The sequence below is a fragment of the Streptomyces pseudogriseolus genome (assembly GCA_002154585.1).
Taxonomy (GTDB): domain Bacteria; phylum Actinomycetota; class Actinomycetes; order Streptomycetales; family Streptomycetaceae; genus Streptomyces; species Streptomyces pseudogriseolus.
In genome coordinates this window covers 1-19,454 of sequence record MUNG01000428.1, presented here as the reverse complement: position 1 = coordinate 19,454, position 19,454 = coordinate 1, and the positions used below count along the sequence as shown (strand labels likewise).

General features: G+C 72.3%; 16 protein-coding genes and 2 pseudogenes. 12 read left to right on the top strand and 6 right to left on the bottom strand.

Annotated elements, in window-relative coordinates; all coding sequences use genetic code 11:
* Window positions 1-522 precede the first annotated feature (522 nt).
* Complete coding sequence (locus CCN29_RS29940; RefSeq protein WP_031023204.1) at window positions 523-1,482, top strand: glycoside hydrolase family 43 protein; 960 nt, start codon at window positions 523-525, stop codon at window positions 1,480-1,482.
* A 129-nt stretch (window positions 1,483-1,611) separates the two neighbouring features.
* Window positions 1,612-2,061 carry a VOC family protein gene (locus tag CCN29_RS29935; RefSeq protein ID WP_031023205.1) on the top strand — a complete coding sequence of 150 codons (450 nt, stop codon included), beginning with the start codon at window positions 1,612-1,614 and terminating at the stop codon, window positions 2,059-2,061.
* Window positions 2,062-2,442: 381 nt separating this feature from the next.
* Here CCN29_RS29935 and CCN29_RS29930 read toward each other — a convergent pair whose 3' ends face one another.
* On the bottom strand, window positions 2,443-3,015 hold the full coding sequence (locus CCN29_RS29930) for a snapalysin family zinc-dependent metalloprotease (RefSeq protein ID WP_031023206.1): 573 nt from the start codon (window positions 3,013-3,015) through the stop codon (window positions 2,443-2,445).
* Between the two features lie 370 nt (window positions 3,016-3,385).
* A pseudogene (locus CCN29_RS29925) lies at window positions 3,386-3,655 on the bottom strand (helix-turn-helix domain-containing protein); the annotation flags it as partial.
* Between the two features lie 164 nt (window positions 3,656-3,819).
* Between CCN29_RS29925 and CCN29_RS29920 the strand changes: the two are divergent.
* The 6 genes and pseudogenes from CCN29_RS29920 to CCN29_RS29895 form a co-directional block, all read left to right on the top strand.
* Window positions 3,820-4,068 (top strand): annotated as a pseudogene (locus CCN29_RS29920) (LysE family translocator); the annotation flags it as partial.
* Window positions 4,069-4,184: 116 nt separating this feature from the next.
* Entirely contained in the window at window positions 4,185-4,394 is a 210-nt protein-coding gene (locus CCN29_RS36385) for an NlpC/P60 family protein (protein ID WP_006130294.1), read from the top strand.
* A 315-nt stretch (window positions 4,395-4,709) separates the two neighbouring features.
* The gene (lanKC, locus tag CCN29_RS29910) at window positions 4,710-7,367 is read left to right on the top strand and encodes a class III lanthionine synthetase LanKC (protein ID WP_086685665.1); all 2,658 of its coding nucleotides are present in this window, start codon (window positions 4,710-4,712) and stop codon (window positions 7,365-7,367) included.
* Entirely contained in the window at window positions 7,364-7,492 is a 129-nt protein-coding gene (ramS, locus tag CCN29_RS29905) for a mycelium formation morphogenetic lantipeptide SapB (protein WP_006130296.1), read from the top strand. Before lanKC ends, ramS begins: the two co-directional genes overlap by 4 nt.
* Before the next feature lie 163 nt (window positions 7,493-7,655).
* Complete coding sequence (locus CCN29_RS29900) at window positions 7,656-9,446, top strand: ABC transporter ATP-binding protein (RefSeq protein WP_107481751.1); 1,791 nt, start codon at window positions 7,656-7,658, stop codon at window positions 9,444-9,446.
* Window positions 9,443-11,392 (top strand): ATP-binding cassette domain-containing protein, encoded by a 1,950-nt coding sequence (locus tag CCN29_RS29895; protein WP_086685663.1) that lies wholly within the window; start codon window positions 9,443-9,445, stop codon window positions 11,390-11,392. The genes CCN29_RS29900 and CCN29_RS29895 overlap by 4 nt, the downstream gene beginning before the upstream one ends.
* A 37-nt stretch (window positions 11,393-11,429) precedes the next feature.
* On the opposite strand, the gene CCN29_RS29890 is transcribed toward CCN29_RS29895, so the two are convergent.
* Window positions 11,430-12,026 carry a response regulator transcription factor gene (locus tag CCN29_RS29890; RefSeq protein ID WP_031023213.1) on the bottom strand — a complete coding sequence of 199 codons (597 nt, stop codon included), beginning with the start codon at window positions 12,024-12,026 and terminating at the stop codon, window positions 11,430-11,432.
* Window positions 12,027-12,493: 467 nt separating this feature from the next.
* Between CCN29_RS29890 and CCN29_RS29885 the strand changes: the two genes are divergently transcribed.
* The gene (locus CCN29_RS29885) at window positions 12,494-12,667 is read left to right on the top strand and encodes a hypothetical protein (RefSeq protein WP_442538562.1); all 174 of its coding nucleotides are present in this window, start codon (window positions 12,494-12,496) and stop codon (window positions 12,665-12,667) included.
* A gap of 225 nt (window positions 12,668-12,892) precedes the next feature.
* Window positions 12,893-13,069: a hypothetical protein gene (locus CCN29_RS36380; protein WP_442538561.1), complete on the top strand. Its 177-nt coding sequence runs from the start codon at window positions 12,893-12,895 to the stop codon at window positions 13,067-13,069.
* 1,101 nt (window positions 13,070-14,170) lie between these two features.
* Here CCN29_RS36380 and CCN29_RS29865 read toward each other — a convergent pair.
* Both CCN29_RS29865 and CCN29_RS29855 read right to left on the bottom strand, forming a co-directional pair.
* Window positions 14,171-15,340: a DUF418 domain-containing protein gene (locus CCN29_RS29865; RefSeq protein ID WP_086685660.1), complete on the bottom strand. Its 1,170-nt coding sequence runs from the start codon at window positions 15,338-15,340 to the stop codon at window positions 14,171-14,173.
* Window positions 15,341-15,986: 646 nt separating this feature from the next.
* Window positions 15,987-16,187 (bottom strand): carboxyvinyltransferase, encoded by a 201-nt coding sequence (locus tag CCN29_RS29855; RefSeq protein ID WP_200865365.1) that lies wholly within the window; start codon window positions 16,185-16,187, stop codon window positions 15,987-15,989.
* A 1,218-nt stretch (window positions 16,188-17,405) separates the two neighbouring features.
* Between CCN29_RS29855 and CCN29_RS29845 the strand changes: the two genes are divergently transcribed.
* Both CCN29_RS29845 and CCN29_RS29840 read left to right on the top strand, forming a co-directional pair.
* A complete protein-coding gene (locus tag CCN29_RS29845) occupies window positions 17,406-18,320 on the top strand; it encodes an NADP-dependent oxidoreductase (protein WP_031023218.1) in 915 nt (304 codons plus the stop codon).
* 36 nt (window positions 18,321-18,356) lie between these two features.
* The gene (locus CCN29_RS29840; protein WP_006130275.1) at window positions 18,357-18,836 is read left to right on the top strand and encodes a MarR family winged helix-turn-helix transcriptional regulator; all 480 of its coding nucleotides are present in this window, start codon (window positions 18,357-18,359) and stop codon (window positions 18,834-18,836) included.
* 193 nt (window positions 18,837-19,029) lie between these two features.
* Here the strand turns inward: CCN29_RS29840 and CCN29_RS29835 are convergent.
* On the bottom strand, window positions 19,030-19,454 hold a 425-nt coding region (locus CCN29_RS29835; protein WP_086685658.1), incomplete at its 5' end, for a lytic polysaccharide monooxygenase.

The following is a 19,454-nucleotide window of genomic DNA, read 5'->3' as shown; positions in this document are numbered from 1 at the left end:
AGCCCTCCCTCCCGGCCGACACCTCCGCTGTCGGCCGGGAGGGCCCCCGTGCGGGTGGGTCCGCCGGCCGATCATCACCCCAGACGCTCGAGTTGGGCGCCCTTTCGCCATCGGAGCCGGCGTTTCGCCTGCCGGGGTCTGCTTGCCAGGGGACACGGTCGTCTGTGGAAGGAGCCGGGACTGTCCGAGCGGCGGCCTGCCCGCGGCGTGGACGTGATCGGCACTGCATCTGTCGATGCGCATCAGCCTCGCCCTTCCTCTTGACAGGGCTACCCGCCGACGCAACCGTTGAGAGCGCTCTCACTCACGTCATGTACACGAGGAGAAGTGATGCGCTCTTCGCGTTGGCTCGCCGGCGCCGTTCCGCTGGGGCTCGTCGGCCTCCTCGTGTTCGGGCAGGCCGCGACCGCTGCCCAGCCGGACGAGCGGCCTGCCGACCGGCGCGCCCAGGAGACGGACAGAGACGCGACGAAGCGGGCAGTGACCGTGTCGGATCAGCCCTCGACGCTGGGGCGCTCCCTGGTGGGCGGGGCGGACCCGACCGTGATCAAGGTGGGCGACCTGTATGTCTCGGCCAAAGCCGTCGACGGCGGGATCGCGGTGCGCACGGCCGCCACCCCGGAGGCCGTGGCCACAGCGCCCAAGCACCAGGTGTGGCGGGACACCGCCGGTCTGGGCGAGGTGTGGGCACCGGAGATCGTGCACCACGACGGCCAGTACCGGATCTACTTCGCCGCCGGTCGGGGCGCGGCCCACCGGATGTACCACATAGGGTCAGCCAACCCGACGTCCGGCTACTCCGCGGCCGTCAAGGTGTCCCTGCCCGGCGACAAGTGGGCCATCGACGGGGCTCCCTTCACCTACAACGGGCAGCGCTGGTTCGTGTGGTCGGGGTGGTCCGGCGACACCAACGTCGAACAGAACCTCTACCTCGCCCGGATGAGCAGCCCCACCGCTGCCACCGGCGACCGGTACGTCATCTCGCAGCCGCGCGAGCCCTGGGAGCGGGTCGTGGGCAACCCGTACATCAACGAGGCTCCCCAGCCTGTCGTCGACCCCTCCGGGCGGCTGCACGTCGTCTACTCCGCGAACGGCAGCTGGAGTGACAAGTACTGCATCGCCGACTTGCGTCTGCGGGCGGGCGGCGACCCCACGTACGTCTGGGACTGGTACAAGAGCAACGGCTGTCTCTTCGGCTCGCACGCGCCGTCCATGATGTCCGGCTGGACTCCGACCGTGAACGTCAACGGACCCGGCCACCACTCGTTCATCCTGCCCCGGGGCGACGTCAACGCGGCTCCGCCCTCCGGAAACCGCTTCCCCATCCTGTACCACGCGGTCGCCAAGGGCACCCCGTACTCGTGGTCCAACCGCTACTGGTACTCCGGTACGGCGGTCTGGTGGAGCAACACCACCTACCGGCGAGCCAACGTTCCCGGGAGCACGACCGATGCGGGCTACAGCCTGAAGTTCTTCGAGTAGGCGGGAGACGATTCGGCGTTGTCCGAAACGGTCTTCGACGTTCCCGAAGAGCTGCCGATGCTGGAGGGGCCCGGCAGGCGTTCCCCGGCCGGGTCGTTCGAGCGAGGCCGGGCCGGGCAGACGGGGCTCATGACCGACGACACAAGCCGTATCCGGCTGGTGCAGACCGTGCTCGACAGCACCGACGCCCGCACACTCGCCGAGTTCTATCGGTCCCTGCTGGGTCTCGAATACGCGGAAGGAGACGAGCCGCCTCCGCCCGGCGCACCGGACGAGCACGGCAGGGACTGGCTTGTCCTGCGCGATCCCGGCGGCGGACGGCAGCTCGCCTTCCAGCAGGTGGAGCGCCTGCGGGAGCCGGACTGGCCCGACGGCCCGGTGCCTCAGCAGATGCACCTCGACTTGAGCGTCGCCTCGCTGGAAGAGTTGCTGAACCAGCACGAGCGCGTGCTCGCCCTCGGCGGCCGTCTCCTCAGCAACCGGGACCAGCCGGATCCCGACGACGAGGAGCGCTTCCGTGTCTACCGGGACCCCCAAGGCCACCTGTTCTGCATCTTCGTCGCCGAGCGAGAGGCGTAGCCCGGCAAGACCAGGATGTCAGGTCGCCACAGGATGTCAGGTCGAAAACTCTCGTCCGTGGATCGTGTCGGACGAACTGTGGTCGCTGGTCGAGCCGTTGTTGTCGGAGCCGGGTCCGAAGCTGGTCGCCGGGCGACCGCGACGTGGATGTGCCGGCGGCGCGGCCGTCGCCACCGGGCTCACCGCCGGCGCGGTCGTACTGGTCGCTCTCGCGGAGCGTGCATCCACGGCGCCGAAGGCAACGGGGTGCTGCCTGACCCTTTGCGGTTCGGCAGCACCCGGCACGAATTCACCGCCGAAACGTGGCTCCGGCTGTGAGCGCCGCAATCGCCGCCCCCGGCACCGGTGCCCCTGGCCGGGGGGCGTGTCCGGACAGCACGTCTAGGGCGCGTCGACCAGGGTTCGGCCGTCGGCGACGACGGAGGCGGCGAGGGTGTTCGCGTAGTTGGACTGCACACGGGACCGTTCGGTGGCGTTGGGGACGGCGCTGGTGCAGGCGGTCCCGGCGCTGGAGCCGGACATCAGCTGAGAGCAGGGGCCGGGCTTGGTGTCTGGCAGGCCGAGGCTGTGCCCCAGCTCGTGGGCGGCGATCCGGGTCTTGTTGTACCCGTCGTTCACGGCCTGGCTGCCAAGTTCGACCCGGACCTGGCGGCCGGGGCGGACGGGGCCGAGAGTGGCCTGCGGCCAGCCCGACGTCGCGACGATCACGATTTCGGCGGCGCTGCCGGGGGCTGCTTCCACAAGTTTGACGTTGGTGACGCTGGCGTTCCACGAGGCGACTCCGGCCGCGATGGCGGCTTCCCAGCCCGCGGCACGGCTGTCGTCGTAGCGGAGGGTCACCACCGCCGCCCGGGCGTCGGGCTGCTCGGCGGGGGCGGCGGACGCGGTGCCCGCCGTGGCGAGGACGAGCGCCGTCGCGGACGTGCCGGCCTTGATCCATGTGGTGAGGGGCATTGCTGCTCCTGTTCCGTGGGGAGTCCGGCCCCCGCGGGGCCGGGTGTACGGGGGGGCGGCTCAACTGTCCGGTGGGGCCGGACACGCCGTCGACCGCCGCTCCGGGCTCATGCGAGAGTACGCCCAGACACCTTGATCAGTCATGTACCTGTCAGTACGGTTTTCCGTCATATTCCGCGGCCAGGACGATGAGTTGCACGAGCTGCACCCCCGGCGCCTGTTCATGACCCGCTGCGGCGCCACCACCATCGGACGCAGCCTTCCGTACGTCACCGCCGCTACCCCCGGGCGGCCTGTCCGCGGTCCCGTACCTGCCCGCGCCGACCGTGCCCGCGCTCCCCTCGGGCACGGCACCCCACCGCCCGGCCGTTCAGCGCGGATGGTGCAGGCCGCGCCACTCCCGGGGCGTCATCCCGTAGGCCTGCTCGAACTCCTCGCTGAAGCGGGCCGCGTCCACGAATTCCCATCGTCGGCCGATCGCGGTGATGGTGCGCCATCGGCCGGGGCCGTGCGGCCCGGCGAGTTCACACCGACATTCGGCGAGGCGCTGGGCGCGGACGTGGTCGCCGAGGCAAATGCCTGAGCGGGCGAGCACGGCGTACAGGTGTCGTACGGAGATGCAGTGCGCGGCGGCGATCCGCGGGCATGGCGCGCTGCTGATCGTGGACGACATCCAGATGCCTCGACAGCGGGCCGGCGAGCCGTCGCTGCGTCAAGCGACGAGCGGGAAGACGCTCCAAGCGATCCCCCCCAACTGCGAGGACGGATCAACGGATCATCGGATCAACGGAAAGGGTGAAGTGGATGTCGGTCGACCTCGTCGGCTTCCTCGGGGTGGTGCTCGTGGCCTACGTGGTCCCCGGCCCCGATTTTCTCGTGGTGGTCAGATCGGCCACCGACCATCCCGCCAAGGGACGGGCGGCGGCGCTCGGCGCGCAGAGCGGCCTGTGCGTGCACATGCTTGCCGCCGCGATCGGACTGTCTGTGCTCGCCGCCCGTTCCCCGGTGATCTACGACGCGATCGAACTGCTCGGCGCGGCCTACCTCGTCCACCTGGGGTCCGGGCGGCGACCCGGCAGGACATCGTCAGCGAGCGCACCACGCAGTCCACCTGGCAGAACCCGGAATACGCCCACACCAAATTCACCAATGAGCAGGGCGAGGCCCCGTTGCTGCCCGGGGACATCCTCTACTTCGGCACGGGCATCACGCACGTCGGGCTCTACCTCGGCGACGGCAAGGTGGTGGAGGCGCCCAACTCCGGCGATGTCGTTCGAGTCGCGGACGCCACCACCCAGTGGAACGACAACGGGCTGGTGATGCGCGCCTGCAGCACCAACGGCAAGGGCGGGACGATTGCCTGCACCGGCTGGTACTGACGCGCCGCTCCGTCGCCCCGGCGGTCCCTCGCTCCTGTCGGAGCCGGGTCGCCGGGGCGCAGCCCGCGCGGTCGGCCAAGCGGATCGCGTGGTCGACTCGACGCCGGAAGAGGCTGGTGCCGTCGCCCCTGGACTGGGCGGCACCCGCGGCCCGCCGGCCCTTCCATCAGGCGCCCCAGGCGCCTTCACCCCGGCGCGACGTCCGTGGTTACTCGTGCGTTCCGCACATCAAGGTGATGACAGCGGTGACTGTGCGGGACGGTACGCACCATGACAGCGTCTTCCCCGTCAGCGACCGGACGGGAGGGAGACGGCGTGAACAAGGGCTATGCCGTGTACTGCGACGCGGACCCGTACTTCTACGACGCTCCGCACCGCACTGTCTCCGCGGCCGGCGCGGGACGCACCCGGTACGCCGCGGCCTTGTGGCCCGTCCCGGAGGGATGGCAGCGCAACGAGAGCGGGGACTGGCTCGCCCTGCGTCCGACCAACGCCGAACTGCCCGATCAGGGCTGGAAGATCCACGTCTCCGCGTGCCTCGACAACGCCGAGTCCGTGCTGGAACGGGTGTGGCGGCACTGCGTGGCCGGCGGTACCGCCTTCAAGTTCGTCCCCAGCCGCTACCTGCTGCACCAGCGCAACGCCAAGTACGCGGACCGCTCCGGCAGCGGCAAGTTCATCACCGTCTACCCGGCGGACGAGGAGCGGTTCGAACGGCTCGCGGACGAGCTGGGGCGGCTGCTGGCCGGCGAACCCGGACCGCACATCCTGAGCGACCTGCGGCTCGGCGACGGCCCCGTGCACGTCCGCTACGGCGGGTTCACCCGACGCAACTGCTACGACGCGGATGGGCAGTTGCGCCCGGCCGTGACCGGCCCCGACGGGGTGCTCGTGCCCGATCTGCGCGGCCCCGTCTTCCGCGTACCGGACTGGGTGGAACCGCCCGCGTTCCTGCGCCCGCATCTGAAGGCACGTGACGCGCTGACCGTGGCCGGTCTGCCCTACGCCATCGAGTCGGCACTGCACTTCTCCAACGGCGGCGGTGTCTACCTCGCCCGCGACTCCCGCACCGGACAGCGGGTCGTCCTCAAGGAGGCCCGTCCGCACGCCGGTCTGGCGGCCGACGGCGCGGACGCCGTCACCCGGCTGCACCGTGAACGCCGCGCGCTGGAGAGCCTGTCCGGTCTCGACTGCACCCCCGACGTGCTCGACCACTTCACCGTCGGCGAACACCACTTCCTGGTGATGGAGCACATCGACGGCAAGCCGCTCAACACCTTCTTCGCCCGCCGTCACCCGCTCATCGAGGCCGACCCCGGCGAGGAGCGGCTGGCCGAGTACACGGCCTGGGCCCTCGACGTGTACGCCCGGGTGGAACGCGCCGTGGAGGACGTCCACGCCCGCGGCGTGGTCTTCAACGACCTGCACCTGTTCAACATCATGATCCGCGAGGACGACAGCGTGGCCCTGCTGGACTTCGAGGCCGCGCACCAGGTCGGCGAAGCCGGTCGGCAGACCGTCGCCAACCCGGGGTTCGTGGCACCGTCCGACCGCAGGGGCGTCGAGGTGGACCGGTACGCCCTGGCCTGCCTGCGGCTCGCGCTGTTCCTCCCGCTGACCAGTCTGCTGGCCCTGGACCGGCGCAAGGCGGCCCACCTCGCCGACGTGGTGGCCGGACAGTTCCCGGTGGACCGGGCGTTCCTGGACGCGGCGGTCGACGAGATCACCCGCGGCGCCACCGAGCCCGCCGGCACCCAGGCGGCAGTACGGGAGGGCGGACCGGTGGTCCCGGTCCGCCCCGGCGACTGGCCCCGCAGCAGGGACTCGATGGCCGCGGCGATCCGCGCCTCGGCGACACCGTCCCGGACCGACCGCCTCTTCCCCGGCGACATCGCCCAGTTCGGCACGGCCGGCGGCGGACTGGCCTTCGGCCACGGCGCAGCGGGAGTGCTGTACGCGCTGGCCGAGAGCGGCGCGGGCCGGTACGAGGACGGGGAACAGTGGCTCCTGGAGCGGACCAAGCAACCGCCGTCGGGCATGCCGCTCGGTTTCCACGACGGCCTCGCCGGTGTCGCCTGGACGCTGGAACACCTCGGTCACCGCGACCGCGCCCTCGACCTCGCCGAACTGCTCCTCGACCAGCCCTTCGACGACCTGGCTCCGGACCTGCACAGCGGCACCGCCGGACTGGGCCTGGCCCTGGACTCGCTGGCCGCGGCCACGGGGGAGAGTGCCCTGCGCACCGCCGCGCGGCGCTGCGCCGAGCTGACCGCCCGGAGCGGCTCCGCCGGGGACGTGAGCGCCGGCCGGGGCCGCGCGGGCCTGCTGCACGGCGCCGCCGGGCGGGCCCTGCTCTTCCTGCGGCTGTACGAAGCCGACCGGGACCCCGCTCTGCTCGACCTCGCACGGGACGAACTGCGCCGGGACCTCGCGCGGTGCGTCCGCGGCGCGGGCGGCGCGCTCCAGGTCGACGAGGGCTGGCGCACCATGCCCTACCTGGGCGCGGGCAGTGTGGGCATCGGCATGGTGCTCGACGACTACCTGGCGCACCGCCAGGACGAGGACTTCGTCCGGGCGAGAGGCGAGATCGTGGCCGCGGCGCAGGCCATGTTCTACGCCCAGCCAGGCCTGTACCGGGGGGTGGCCGGGATGGTGCTGCATCTCGGCCGCACGACGGCCAGGATGCCCGGCACCGGTCCCGAGGCCATCCGGCGGCAGCTCGACGCGCTTTCCTGGCACGCGATGTCCTACCGCGGCCGGCTCGCCTTCCCCGGCGAGCAGATGATGCGCCTGTCGATGGACCTCTCCACGGGCACGGCCGGATGCCTGCTCGCCGTCGCCTCCGTCCACGGCACCCGGTCCGCCGGACTGCCGTTCCTCCCGCCGCCCAGCCGGCGGCCCCATGACTCGGCCCCTCCCGGGGTCGTGATGAAAGAAGACAGCCCGTTGCCGTACGAAGGGAAGACGTCATGAACCTGTTCGACCTGCAGTCGATGGAGACCCCCAAGGAAGAGGCCATGGGGGACGTGGAGACCGGCAGCCGCGCGAGCCTGCTGCTCTGCGGCGACAGCAGCCTGAGCGTCACGACCTGTAACTGACACACGGGCCGGCCACCGCGGTGACGCGGTGAGCCCTGCCGCCCGGTACCGGCGCTCCGGGTTTCCGCCCGGGGCGCCGGTACCCGCATGCACGGACACCTCGGCCGGCCGGTCGCGCGGCCGGTGTCCCGACACGGTGGGACGCACGGAAGGAGGCCGGCTGGTGCCGACGAGCGGGTCCCGGGCACGGCGCGCGGGTAAGGAAGGCGGCGCAGCCGGCGGCGCGAGACCGGGCCGCGCCCCCGAAGCGCTGGTGCTGCTGTGCTCGGTCGCGTCGGCCGCGGTGACCGTGGTCCAGCCCTACGTCCTCGGCCGCACGCTGGATCTGCTCCTGCGCGACGGCGGCACCGCCGGTGCCGCGGGACGCTGGCTGATGCTGAGCGCCGCGCTCCTCGTGGGCGAGCTGCTGCTCGACAGCCTCACCTCCCTGTTCACCGGACGCTGCAACGCCGCCTGGACGGCGTCCGTCCGCTCCCGTGCCCTCGACGGCCTCCTGCGAGCCGTACCGGACCGCGCACGGCCGTACGCGCCTGGGGACGTCGGGACCCGGCTGACCCTGAACGCCGCAGACGCCGGAGCCGCCCCGGCGGCCCGGGCGGCGCTGGCGGCCTCGATGGCCACGCCCGTGGGCGCGCTGGCGGCGCTGGCCGTGGTCGACCTGTGGGTGGCCGCCTGCGTGCTGGCCGGGCTGCCCGCCCTGGGGTTCGTCCTGCGGGCCTTCGCCCGGGACACCGGCGCCTCGGTCGGCGCCTACCAGAAGACGCAGGCGGAGATCGCCTCCCGGCTGCTGGAGGCCATGGAGGGCGCGGCGACGATCAACGCGGCGGGCACCCTCGCCCGTGAACGCGCCCGTGTGCTGGCGCCGTTGGACCGACTCGCCGCCCAGGGCAGGCACATGTGGGTGCTCCATGGACGCGCCCTGGCCCGCAGCGGGGTCCTGGTCCCCCTGCTCACCCTGGCCGCCACGGCCGTCGGCGGCCTGCGGCTCGCCTCGGGCGCCCTGAGCGTGGGCGAGCTCCTCGCCGTGATCCGCTACGCGCAGCTGACGGCCGGCATCGGTGGCGCGGCGTTCCTGCTGGGCGCGGTGGTGCGCGGCCGCGAGGCACGGAACCGGACCCTGGCCCTGGCCCGTGTCCCCGCGCTGGTCCACGGGACGCGCCGGCTGCCGCCGGCAGGGCGGGGCGATCTCGAACTGCGCGGGGTACGCGTGGTACGTGACGGCAGGCAGGTGCTGCGCGCCGACGGCGTGCGGGTGCCGGGCGGCGCCACGGCGGCGGTGGTCGGCCGCAGCGGAGCGGGCAAGTCCGTCCTGGCCGCCGTGGCGGGGCGGCTGGTCGACCCCGACGAAGGACAGGTGCTGCTGGACGGCGTCCGTCTCGACCGGCTGACCCGGGACGCCCTGCGCACCGAGGTCGGCTACGCCTTCGAGCGCCCCGCCCCGGCCGGGGGCACGGTCGCCGAGATGGTCGCCACCGGACCTCGGCGGGTGTCGCCCGAGCAGGTGCGGGAAGCCTGCCGTGCCGCGGGAGCCGACGGGTTCGTGCGCCGGCTGCCGCACGGGTACGACACCCCGCTCGCCGAGGCGCCGCTCTCGGGCGGCGAGCACCAACGCCTCGGTCTGGCACGGGCGTTCGCGCACGCCGGACGGCTGCTGATCCTTGACGACGCGACGTCCGGCCTGGACACCGCCACCGAGCACGAGGTGGACCGGGCGCTGCGCCGGTCGGTGCGTCCCGGGACCAGGCTGGTCGTCGCGCACCGCCCGTCGGTGGCGGCCCGGGCGGACCTGGTGATCTGGCTGGAGGAGGGGGAAGTGCGGGCCGTCGCGCCGCATGGCGATCTGTGGGAACTGGCCGGCTACCGGGCGGTCTTCGCGGCCGGCCCGGCCGGGGCCGGGCAGGCGCCGCCCGACGGAGCCACACACCGGCCCGCACCCGAGGGAGCACGGCGGTGACCCGCCGCGCCGCGTCCGCGGACACGCGCGAAACGGACGACGGGTCCGGGGCGGTGCGGCGTCTGGCACCGCACGCCCGCCGGTTCCTCGCCCGCCGCTCCGGGGTCCTGGTGCGGCTCGCCCTCTGGTCGCTGGCCGAGACCGGGCAGGCGTTCCTCGTGGGGCACGGTGTCGCCCGGGCCGTCGACCAGGGGTTCCTCGCCGGTGACACGCGCCGGGGGCTGCTCTGGCTCACGGTCGCGCTGGTGGCCGTGCTGCTCGGGGCCCCGGTGATCCGGGGCGTGTTCGCCGAGCTGGCCGGTCTGACGGAGCCGCTGCGCGACGGTCTGGTGCGGCACGCGGTCGACCGGTCCCTGGGAGCCGCCGCGGCGGGCGGTCCCGGCGGGACGGACCGGGCGGCCGTCTCGCGGCTGACGAATCAGGTCGAGATCGCCCGGGACAGCTTCGCCGGTCTCGTCCTGACGCTCCGTTCGTTCGTCTTCACCGCCGCCGGAGCGTTGCTGGGGCTGCTGTCGCTGCATCCCTCCCTCCTCGTGGTGGTGCTTCCCCCGCTGTCGCTCGGTATGGGGCTGTTCCTGGTGACGCTGCGCCCGATGGCGGCGGCGCAGCGACGCGCGCTGGCGGCCGACGAGGCGCTGGGCGACCACGCGGCCCGGTCGCGGGCGGCGTTGCGGGACCTGACCGCTTGCGGGACCGGGCCTGCGGCGGCGAGGCGCGGGGCGGAGCTGATCGAGGATGCCGCGGCGGCGGCCCGTGTCCTGGCCGGCTGGGCGGCGGTGCGCACGGCGGCGCTCGGGGTCGCGGGTCACCTGCCGGTCCTGGCGTTGCTGCTGGCCGTTCCGTGGCTGCGCGGGCGGGGGGTGACGGCGGGCGCGCTGCTCGGTGCCTTCACCTACCTCGTCCAGTCGCTGCTGCCCGCCCTGCACACGCTGATGACCGCGCTCGGGGCGGCCGGGTCCCGGCTGCTGGTCGTCCTCGACCGCATCATCGGCCCGGAGCGGCCGGAGCGGACCCGGGCGGCGGAGCCGGAGCGGGCCGGGGGGCCGGGGAGCGTACGGGCGCCGGCGGCAACCCGTACGGAGCCCGCACTCGCGGCAGCGCCCCGTCCGGCCCCCGGCGCGGGCGGCGGGGCCGTCACCGCCCGGGCGACGGCCGCGATCCCCGGCCCCGGCGACGACGCACCGGACCTCGGGGGACGCCCGGCGGACCGCGCCCGCACCGCGGCCGTGGAACTGCGGTCCGTAAAGCTGTCCTACGGCGTGCGCGCCGAACCCGTCCTCGACTCGCTCGACCTGTGCGTCGCCCCGGGTGAGCACCTCGCCGTCGTCGGCCCCAGCGGCATCGGCAAGTCGACCCTCACCCGCCTGGTCGCGGGCACGCTCGCGCCCAGCGGCGGCGAGGTCAGGGTGGACGGCCGGGAGGTGACCGGGCGGCCGCCCGCCGAACTCGCCGCGCTGCGCGTCCTGGTGCCCCAGGAGGCGTACGTCTTCTCCGGCACCCTGAGCGACAACCTCACCTACCTCGGCCCGGGCGCGAGCCGCGCGGACCTCGACGCCGCGGTCGACGCCCTCGGCCTGTGGCCCCTGGTGGAGCGGCTGGGCGGCCTCGACGCACCGGTGCGGCCCGCCGAACTCTCCCACGGCGAGCGGCAACTCCTCGCGCTGACCCGCGCCTGGGTGTCACCCGCCCCCCTGCTGCTGCTCGACGAGGCCACCTGCCATCTCGACCCCGCCGCCGAGGCGCGCGCGGAGGAGGCCCTCGCACGGCGCCCGGGAACGCTCCTGGTGGTGGCGCACCGTCTGTCGTCCGCCGTACGCGCCGACCGGGTGCTGGTCCTGGACGGAACGGACGCCGTGTGCGGCACGCACGACGAGGTGCTGGACCGCTCGCCGCTCTACCGTGACCTGACGGGCCACTGGCAGGGCGGACCGGCCCGCCGGCGCTGACCGCCGCGGGCCGACCGGAGCCCGGACCGCCACGCGCCTACGTCCAGCCGCCGCTCTGGAGGATGCGTATCGCGTCGACCCGGTTGCGGGCGCCCACCTTCCGTATGGCGGCGGCCATGTAGTTGCGGACGGTGCCCCGGGAGAGGTGCAGACGGGCCGCTATCTCGGCCAGGGGCGCCCCTTGTGAGGCGAGGGACAGCACGCTCAGTTCACGGGTGGTCAGCGGCATCGCCGCCCCTTCCAGCAGGGCGACGGTGAGCGTCTCGTCGAGGAAGCGTTCACCCTTTGCGACCGTGTGCACCGCGGTGATCAGCCGTCGTGCCGGAGCGTTCTTGTCGACCAGCCCGAGGGCACCGCCGTCGAACGCCCGGCGGAGTATCCCCGGACGCCTGGCGGTCGTCAGCACGACGAGCCGGCCCCCGCACTGCGACCGGAAGGACGTGTCGTGCGTCTGCCCGGGACCCCACAGACAGTCGCCGTCCACGACCCACACGTCGGTCGGCAATTCGTCACGATCCGGCAGGTCGGCGCCGGGTGCCCGGGACGAGACCTCCAGCGCGGCATCGGATCTCAGCAGTTGCACCAATGCCGATCGCAGCAGTTCCTCGTCGTGCACCACGACAGTACGAACCATGTCCCCCACCTCTGGTCAGCGGCCGCGCCCGGGGCAGTCGGCACTCGCCCCCCGAGCCACGGGCCATGTGCCCTGATCTGACCGGCGGGAACACGACACGTACGCACGAGCGAACCGCACCGGACGCAATGCGCCGCCCCCCAGGCCCCAGGAAGGGCACGACGGCTGTGCCCGCCCGGCCGAAAACGACGGGTTCGCACGCCCTCGCCCGGATGCCGGCGGTCCCCGCGGCACGCGTCCGGCGCTCCCCGCTCCCGCGTCGGTGGCCACGGACGCTGGCCACAGGGGTGTGCGGCCGTCCGGGTCCCGCGTTCCCCGCGGAACCGGACGGCCGGTGCCACGCGGGCACGCCGCTCGCGGTTCGGCCGGAAACAGTCAGCGCGCAATCTGGCGCGAATCCACGGTCGCCCGGCACCCCGCGCTCATCGAAACGGACCCGTACCAATCTTCCGCAACCGAAGCGGTGGGTGGTCGAGCAGGTCAACGGCACCCTCATGCTGCAGCGGTGCCTCGCCCGGGACTACGATCACCGGCCCGACAACGCGGCCTCCCGCGTCTGCGAGGCCGCCACCGCCGGCATGCTCCGCCGCCCGACCACCCCCACCGCCGCCTGGCGGGACGACGTGAAGCCGGCCGCGTGAACGTCAGCGAACTCCTGCGGCTGCTGCAGACCGAACACGATGAGACCGCCACTCGCGCCGGCAACCTGCGTGAACAGATCGAACGGCTCACCAACCCCCTCGCCGAGACCGAAGCCCGCCTGGCCGAGCTCGCCGCCACCCGCAAGGTCATCGACTGCCTCACCCCACCCGAGGGCCGGAACCGCTCCCGCGGAGACCGCCACCGCGACCGTCTACCAGCGCATCGTGACCACGTTCAACGACCACCCCGAGAAGGCGCTCCGCGTCCATGACCTGCACCAGCACCTCGGCCTGCCCACCGACGAGCCCTCGATCAACGTCACCCGCTCCCGCCTGGGACGACTCCTCCGCCAGGGACTCCTCGAACAACCCGGACGCGGCCGCTGTCAGAAACGGACTTAACGTCCCCTGGGAGGTCTCCTGGGTGTTCTCGGGATCCGCTGCGCTGGCATGCAGCCGCGCGTTTCGGCACCCTCCCGGATGACGGCCTTGTCCACACCGCCCGCCTGCCACTGTTGAGTGCCCCCCTGAACTGGCTCGCCGACCTGATCCGCGGCCACCTCAGGAAGATCGGCTCGCGGTGGCGGGCCCCGCCTGCGGGGAGGAACGCCACCATCGTGCTGGCAGCGTTGCGCTGTGACCAGCGGCCCGGCGACCTGGCCGGCGGCAACGGAATACACCGCACCACCGTGACCCGATGGGCCTGGGAGGCCGTCGGTCTGCCGGCTGCCCGCGTTCCGCGTCTGGGGGCGGGCCCTGAAGAAGATCGCCCGAACGGGTGGCGGAGTCGTGCTGCTGGACGGATCGGCGATCCGTACCCGGCGCAGGATCAGGAAAGAGAACCGGAGGAACTGCTCTGGCAAGAACAAATGCCATGGCCTGCTGGTGATCGCGCTCACCGACGACCGGGGTCGGCTGCTGTGGATCTCGCTGACCCAGAGAACTGAGAGAAGCCGGGCTCGGAGTCATCGCCGGCCTTGGATTCGCCGGCCTCGACGATGCCGGTCCGGAAGCCGACCCTGCGGTGATCACCGTGGGCGGCCTTGACCTGAAGTCAGAAAGTGTCCAGCAGGGCCTTGGCAGCGGCGCAGGCCCCGGTCGAGCACGGCTTCGCCCATCTCAAGAACTGGCGCTTCTTCGCCAAGGTCCGCTCGGGCCCGAGGTGGGCGACTGCGCTGGTTGGGGCCCTGCTGGTGCTGACGGACCGGAAGTTGCCGGCTGACGGACGACCTTGTCGGTGGACTACCGCTCCGGACCTGCCCGGGCCTACCGACGCCTACGCCCACCAGGCCGTCTTGAGTGCAGTTTTGACGATGCGCCGCGCTCAGTGAGCACCCGCGACACGCGGTCCCGTGTCAGAAGGCAAAGATATGAGCGGCGTCGTCGCCGCACAGGAACCGGCTGCGCAAGCCCTCGGCCACCTCTCCCTGTGACAGCCCGAGGAATGGCTCCTGGCGGTCAGTGAGCGGCTCTGTCGGGGAGTGTGTGACGTGTCGGCAGAGGTCAGCGGCGCATCCGGGGACGCTCCGCGTTCGTGACGGCCCGCAGTACCCATTCGGCCGGGCCGTACCGGTACCGCGCGAGCCAGCGGCGGCTCAACTCCAGCTGGACCGCGAAGATGCCGACGGCGACGACCGGCACGACCGCCGGCGGTGTGTCTCCGGTCAGCCCGAGCCCTACGCCGGTGAAGATCAGCACGCCCAGCAGGGACTGACCGAGATAGCTCGACAGCGCCATCCGGCCGGCTGGCGCGAGCGCCCGTGCCAGCCGGCCGCCGCGCGGAGTGGCGAACACCCGTAGCAGGGTCGCCACGTAGGCGCTGACCAGCAACGGTGCGGTCAGAATGCTCACCGCCAGCCCGGCCAGGTTGGTGGTGCCGCCGCCGATCGCGAACACCAGCGCGCCGGCGAGCCCGATCGGGTACCCGACCAGCTCCAGCCGACGCAGCGCGCCCGTGTGCCTGCCGACCCCGTCGGCGAGCAACTTCCGCCGGCCGGCGGCCAGCCCGACGAGGAACGCGGCAAGCGCGAGCGGGCCCTGCACGGCAAGGCTTCCGGCCATCGTCGGCAGCGAGCGCAGGTGCTCGCCGATCACCGAACCCAGGCCGCCGGCCAGCGCATCGGTCGACGCGCGACCGGCGGCGAGCGCGGCTTCCTGGTCGGTGACCAATTCGACGCCGGCCAGCGCAGCCACGGCCGCCCCGACCGCCACGACACCGACGATCGCTCCCGCGGCGATGACCGCAGTCCTCGGCTGTATCCGGTGCACGGCGAGCAGAACAAGGCCGAGCAGCGCGTAGGTGGTCAGGATGTCGCCCTGGAACAGCAGCACCGCATGCAGGCCGCCGAGCACGAAAAGCCCGCCGAGCCGGCGGACGAACCGCGCGGTGAAGTTCGCGCCGGCCCTGCCCGCGGCGGCCAGCTGCAAGGTAAAGCTGTAGCCGAACAGGAACGAGAACAGTAGGTAGAACTTCATCTCGAACAGCAATCGGACCCCGAACTCGACGGAGTCGTCCAGCCAGGAGCCGTGCGCCGGATCGGCGACGAGATGGAACGGGTAGCCCGAGGCGAAGTACGCAAGGTTCACGACAAGGATGCCGAACAGCGCGAACCCGCGCAGCGCGTCGACATCAAGTAACCGGGTCGGGGTGCGCGGTCGCAGCGTTTCCGTCATGCACAAACGCTAGGAACGGTGGGGACGTGGCACGAGCCGGTGCGCCCGAGAATCCGTGGTGGGGTCGGCCCTACCGGTCCGGGCGGGGCCCGCCCTACCGGTCGCCAGTCGACCCGCCGCGACCGACTCGCGTGCCCAACGTTCCCGACTCCCACACGCATCGGCCGGTTACAAGGCAGCCCGCAACCGGCCGCTGGCCCGGTCGTCTCGCTGTACTTCCACCGGGACCGCACCACCCTGCGCATCCCCATCGAGGAGTTCATCGACACCGGCGAGCTCCGCGACGCGCTCAACGGGCCGCTGTACACCGACCACGGCGGCACGGTCATCGTCGACCAGATCATCCGGCACGAACACCTGCAGGCCGGACTCGACGCCTTCAGCGCCCGCACCGGCCTGCCCACTCTCACCCTGCCCCGCGCCGATGCACCAGTTCCGGCCACCCGGCGTCACCTACCGCGACCTGCTCATCCCCGCCGCGCGCAAGGCCGTCGAGGAAGCCTACGCCGCCGAGTTCGCCTACCACCGCTACGCCTGGTAGCCCGCCTCAACGACCGCTGGCCCACTCTCCCAGGGCAGTACCGGGGGAGCGGGCCAGCGGGTGGATCCCGGGGCTTCCATGCGCCGGGTTCGGCGCCCGCCCCGGTCAGAGGCACGAGGTCCTCGGCGAACCGCGGGTAGCTGGTCGCCCACCCAGTCCCAGCCCTCGATCACGGGCGTCCACTCGGCCGCGCGCGCCGACGACGGCAGCCGTCATCGCAATCCGGTGATCACCATGGCTGTCCACCCGGGCCGGGCGCAGCCGGGCAGCGCCCTCGATGACCATGCCGTCCTCCGTCTCGGTCACCCTCACACCGAAGGCTCCAGGCACGCTCGAGCGCAGGGTCCCCAGCGCGGCGGTCGCCTCGTCGGCGTCGTCGCCCGTCACCCGTGCCTGTGGCGCCGACGGGTTGGGTGCAGCGCGCCCTTCTGGAGGGGAGGGACCCCGTCCGTCAGGTGACGGTCAGCGGGGTGGAGGGGCAGGTCTGGTTGCCCACGTCGAAGGTTACGTGGGTGGGGCCGGTGGGGCTTCCTCGGTGGCGCTGACGCAGACCCACATGACGGTTCCAGCGGTGCCGTGGGACGCCGGCATCGGTGCCCTCCGCGCGGCGGGGGAGAGGCGCCGGTACCCGCTCGGTCCGCATCGGCCGCCCGATCGCGCGTACGGTGGGGGCGCATGCGCAGCATGGTCATGTGGGACCGGCGTCACCCTCCAGTACATCAGGGGTGCGCGCGGGCTGGGCATCGACCACCTCGTCCGGCTCGCCGAGGTCTGGGACGCGGGCGCCTCCGTCTGGAGCGTGGCGGAGCGGAAGGCCTGCACCACCGACCTCGGTGACGACCGCGCCCTGATCGCGGTCTCGGCCGCCTCGAACCGTTCCAAGGCGGACCAGGACCCCACCACACGGCTGCCGCCGGCTACCGCTGCCAGCATGTCACCGACTGGGTGGCCGACAAGACCCGGTGGGGCTTGAGCGTCAATGCGGCTGAACACGCGGCGCTGTCCGAACAACTCAGCCACTGCGCCGATGTACCGGTCACCGTCGTCCTGGCGCGCTGATGCAGGACTTCGCCGTATGGCGAAGCGGCTCAACGCGCCGGGCGGGGGATGCCTCGAAACGGGCCCCCGGCACGTTCTGGCAGCCCGAGGAGCGACTGGCACGACGCAGCGGGGGAGCAGCGGTTCGCCATCGCCCTCGGGCCGGGCCTCGATGGGCCCGGTGGTACTCGGTGTCCGTGAAACGGCCGTCTTGGGAGAGCACCGCCTCCACGACGCATTGATCGCCCCCGGCGGGGTGCGCCGACATGACGGTCAGGGGACGGATGCGGTCCTGGTCCGTCGATCCGATCGGCGCGAGTTCGAACCCGTAGTGGCGGCCGCGCCGTCGACGCTGGGTGCTGGGTCACGGAGTCGTCGGCGAAGCCTCTCGAAGCAATTACTTGGCTAGCCACACAATCGGTGGTACCTTTATGTGGCTGGCCACGAAAGTTGGCCGGCGGGACGTCCCACTCGAGGAGAGCAGTCATGAAGGCCATCGTTTTCGACACGTTCGGCGGCACCGAGGTCCTGCATGAGGCGGAGATCGACATCCCTCAGCCCGGCCCCGGCCAGGTACGGGTCCGCGTCCGGGCGGTCGGTGTGAACCCGGTGGACGGCAAGATCCGCTCCGGCGGCATGGAGGCCATCTTCCCCACCACGCTGCCCGCTGTGCCCGGCGGCGAGATCGCCGGTGAGGTCGACGCCGTCGGTGAGGGCGTCGACCACCTGAAGGTGGGGGACGAGGTCCTGGGGTGGTCCGACACCGGCTCGTACGCGCAGTACGCCCTGGCCTCCGCGGCCGTCCTCGCGCCCAAGCCGGCCGGCCTGGACTGGGCGCACGCCGCCGCGCTGCCCGTGGCGAGCGACGGCGCCGAACGGGTCCTCGACCTGCTCGACGTCAAGAACGGCGAGACGCTGCTGATCCACGGTGCCTCGGGCGCGCTCGGCACCATCGCCGTCCAGCTCGCCGTCGCTCGCGGCGCCCGCGTCATCGGCACCGCCGGACAGGCCAATCAGGAGTACGTCACCTCACTCGGCGCGACCGCGCTGGTCTACGGTGACAATCTGGTCGAACGGGTCCGTGCCGTCGCCCCCGACGGGGTGGACGCCGTCTTCGACGCGGCGGGCAAGGGCGCACTGGAGGACTCCATCACCCTGCGCGGCGGCACCGACAGGATCGTCACCACCGCCGACTTCCGCGCGGCCGAACTCGGCATCGTCTTCGCCGAGGGCCCCCAGCGCCGCTCCGCCACCCGCCTCGCCGAACTGGCCCGGCAAGCCGCCGACGGCACCTTGAGGACCACGATCAGCGCCACCTACCGGCTTACGGAAGCGGCCAAAGCCCAGCAGCTCAGCGACGCGGGCCACAACCGAGGCAAGATCGTCCTCGCGGTCGACTGATCCGTCACCGCAGTCAAGTGATCCGAGGGAGCAGCAGTGTCAGACATCACCTCACCGGAGCTGCCGGATGCGGCGGGAGAGGGGCCATTGAGCTACGCCATCTTCCAGCTCGCACGCGCCCACCGCGGCCACGCCGCCGCCATGCTGCGCGCGATGAATCTCCACCCGGGGCAGGAGCTGCTGCTGATGCAGCTGTTCGACCACGACGGCCTGACGCAAGGGGAGCTGCTGGAGCGAGTCGGTCTCGACCACTCCACCGTCTCCAAGTCTCTGCGGCGGATGCAGGATGCGGGGTTGCTGACCCGGGAGCCCGCTGCCCATGACCGGCGGGTCATGGTCGTCCACCTCACCGATGCCGGTCGTGACCTCAAGGAGCCCATCGCCGACATGTGGCGCTCCCTCGAAAAGATCTCGGTACGAGGCCTGACGGCCGACCAAGTCCAGGCGTTCATCGGGTGGGCGCGCGTCATCGAGAAGACGGTCAGGGACCACAGCCGCCGGCCTCCGGCCGAGTAGACAGGGCGAGCCGTGCCGACACAGCACTGGGAGGAGGGCCGGCAGGACCCGGGAAGAGCAGGAACGCGGGAAGCCCCGCCGGGGCAGGGTGCCACATGGGTTTCCCTGCCCTGACGGAGCTCGGTCGGCACCGCCGGGCGGTGGCTCATCGGCGCCCGGTGGAGTCGGGTGCCGGTCTCCAAGACCCCGCGGGTCAGCCGAAGTTCACGTCACTGCACCACATGTAAGCCTGGTCGAGGTGCGAGGCCTGCCAGATCACGAACAGGATGTGGTGTCCGGTGTAGCCGGAGGTGTTGACGTTGAACCTGATGTCCTGCGCCGGGGCGTAGCGGCCGGTCTGCGTGATGAAGTCGAGGTTGCCCCAGCCCAGCGTCTGGGTCTTGGGGTTGAAGCCCTGCTTGCTCACATAGACCCGGAAGTAGTCCGCCCCGTGGGACGCCTGGTCGTGCAGCTGGACCGTGAAGTTGTTGCTGACGTTGGTCGTCTTCCACGGCCCGGGCGTGTTCAGGCTGTTGTTCCTCGAGAGGTTGTTGCTGCAGAGCGTCCCGTCGGGCGTCCGCGCCTGGAACTGGCCACCGAGGCCGTCGCGAAGGGCGCTCATCCAGTTCCACATGGTGT

What these genes read in the sequence shown, in the direction of transcription:
- CCN29_RS29865 (WP_086685660.1), bottom strand. Translation starts at nt 15,340, where the DNA reads ATGACGGAAACGCTGCGACCGCGCACCCCGACCCGGTTACTTGATGTC.
- CCN29_RS29935 (WP_031023205.1), top strand. Translation starts at nt 1,612, where the DNA reads ATGACCGACGACACAAGCCGTATCCGGCTGGTGCAGACCGTGCTCGAC.
- CCN29_RS29890 (WP_031023213.1), bottom strand. Translation starts at nt 12,026, where the DNA reads ATGGTTCGTACTGTCGTGGTGCACGACGAGGAACTGCTGCGATCGGCA.
- ramS (WP_006130296.1), top strand. Translation starts at nt 7,364, where the DNA reads ATGAACCTGTTCGACCTGCAGTCGATGGAGACCCCCAAGGAAGAGGCC.
- CCN29_RS29930 (WP_031023206.1), bottom strand. Translation starts at nt 3,015, where the DNA reads ATGCCCCTCACCACATGGATCAAGGCCGGCACGTCCGCGACGGCGCTC.
- CCN29_RS29845 (WP_031023218.1), top strand. Translation starts at nt 17,406, where the DNA reads ATGAAGGCCATCGTTTTCGACACGTTCGGCGGCACCGAGGTCCTGCAT.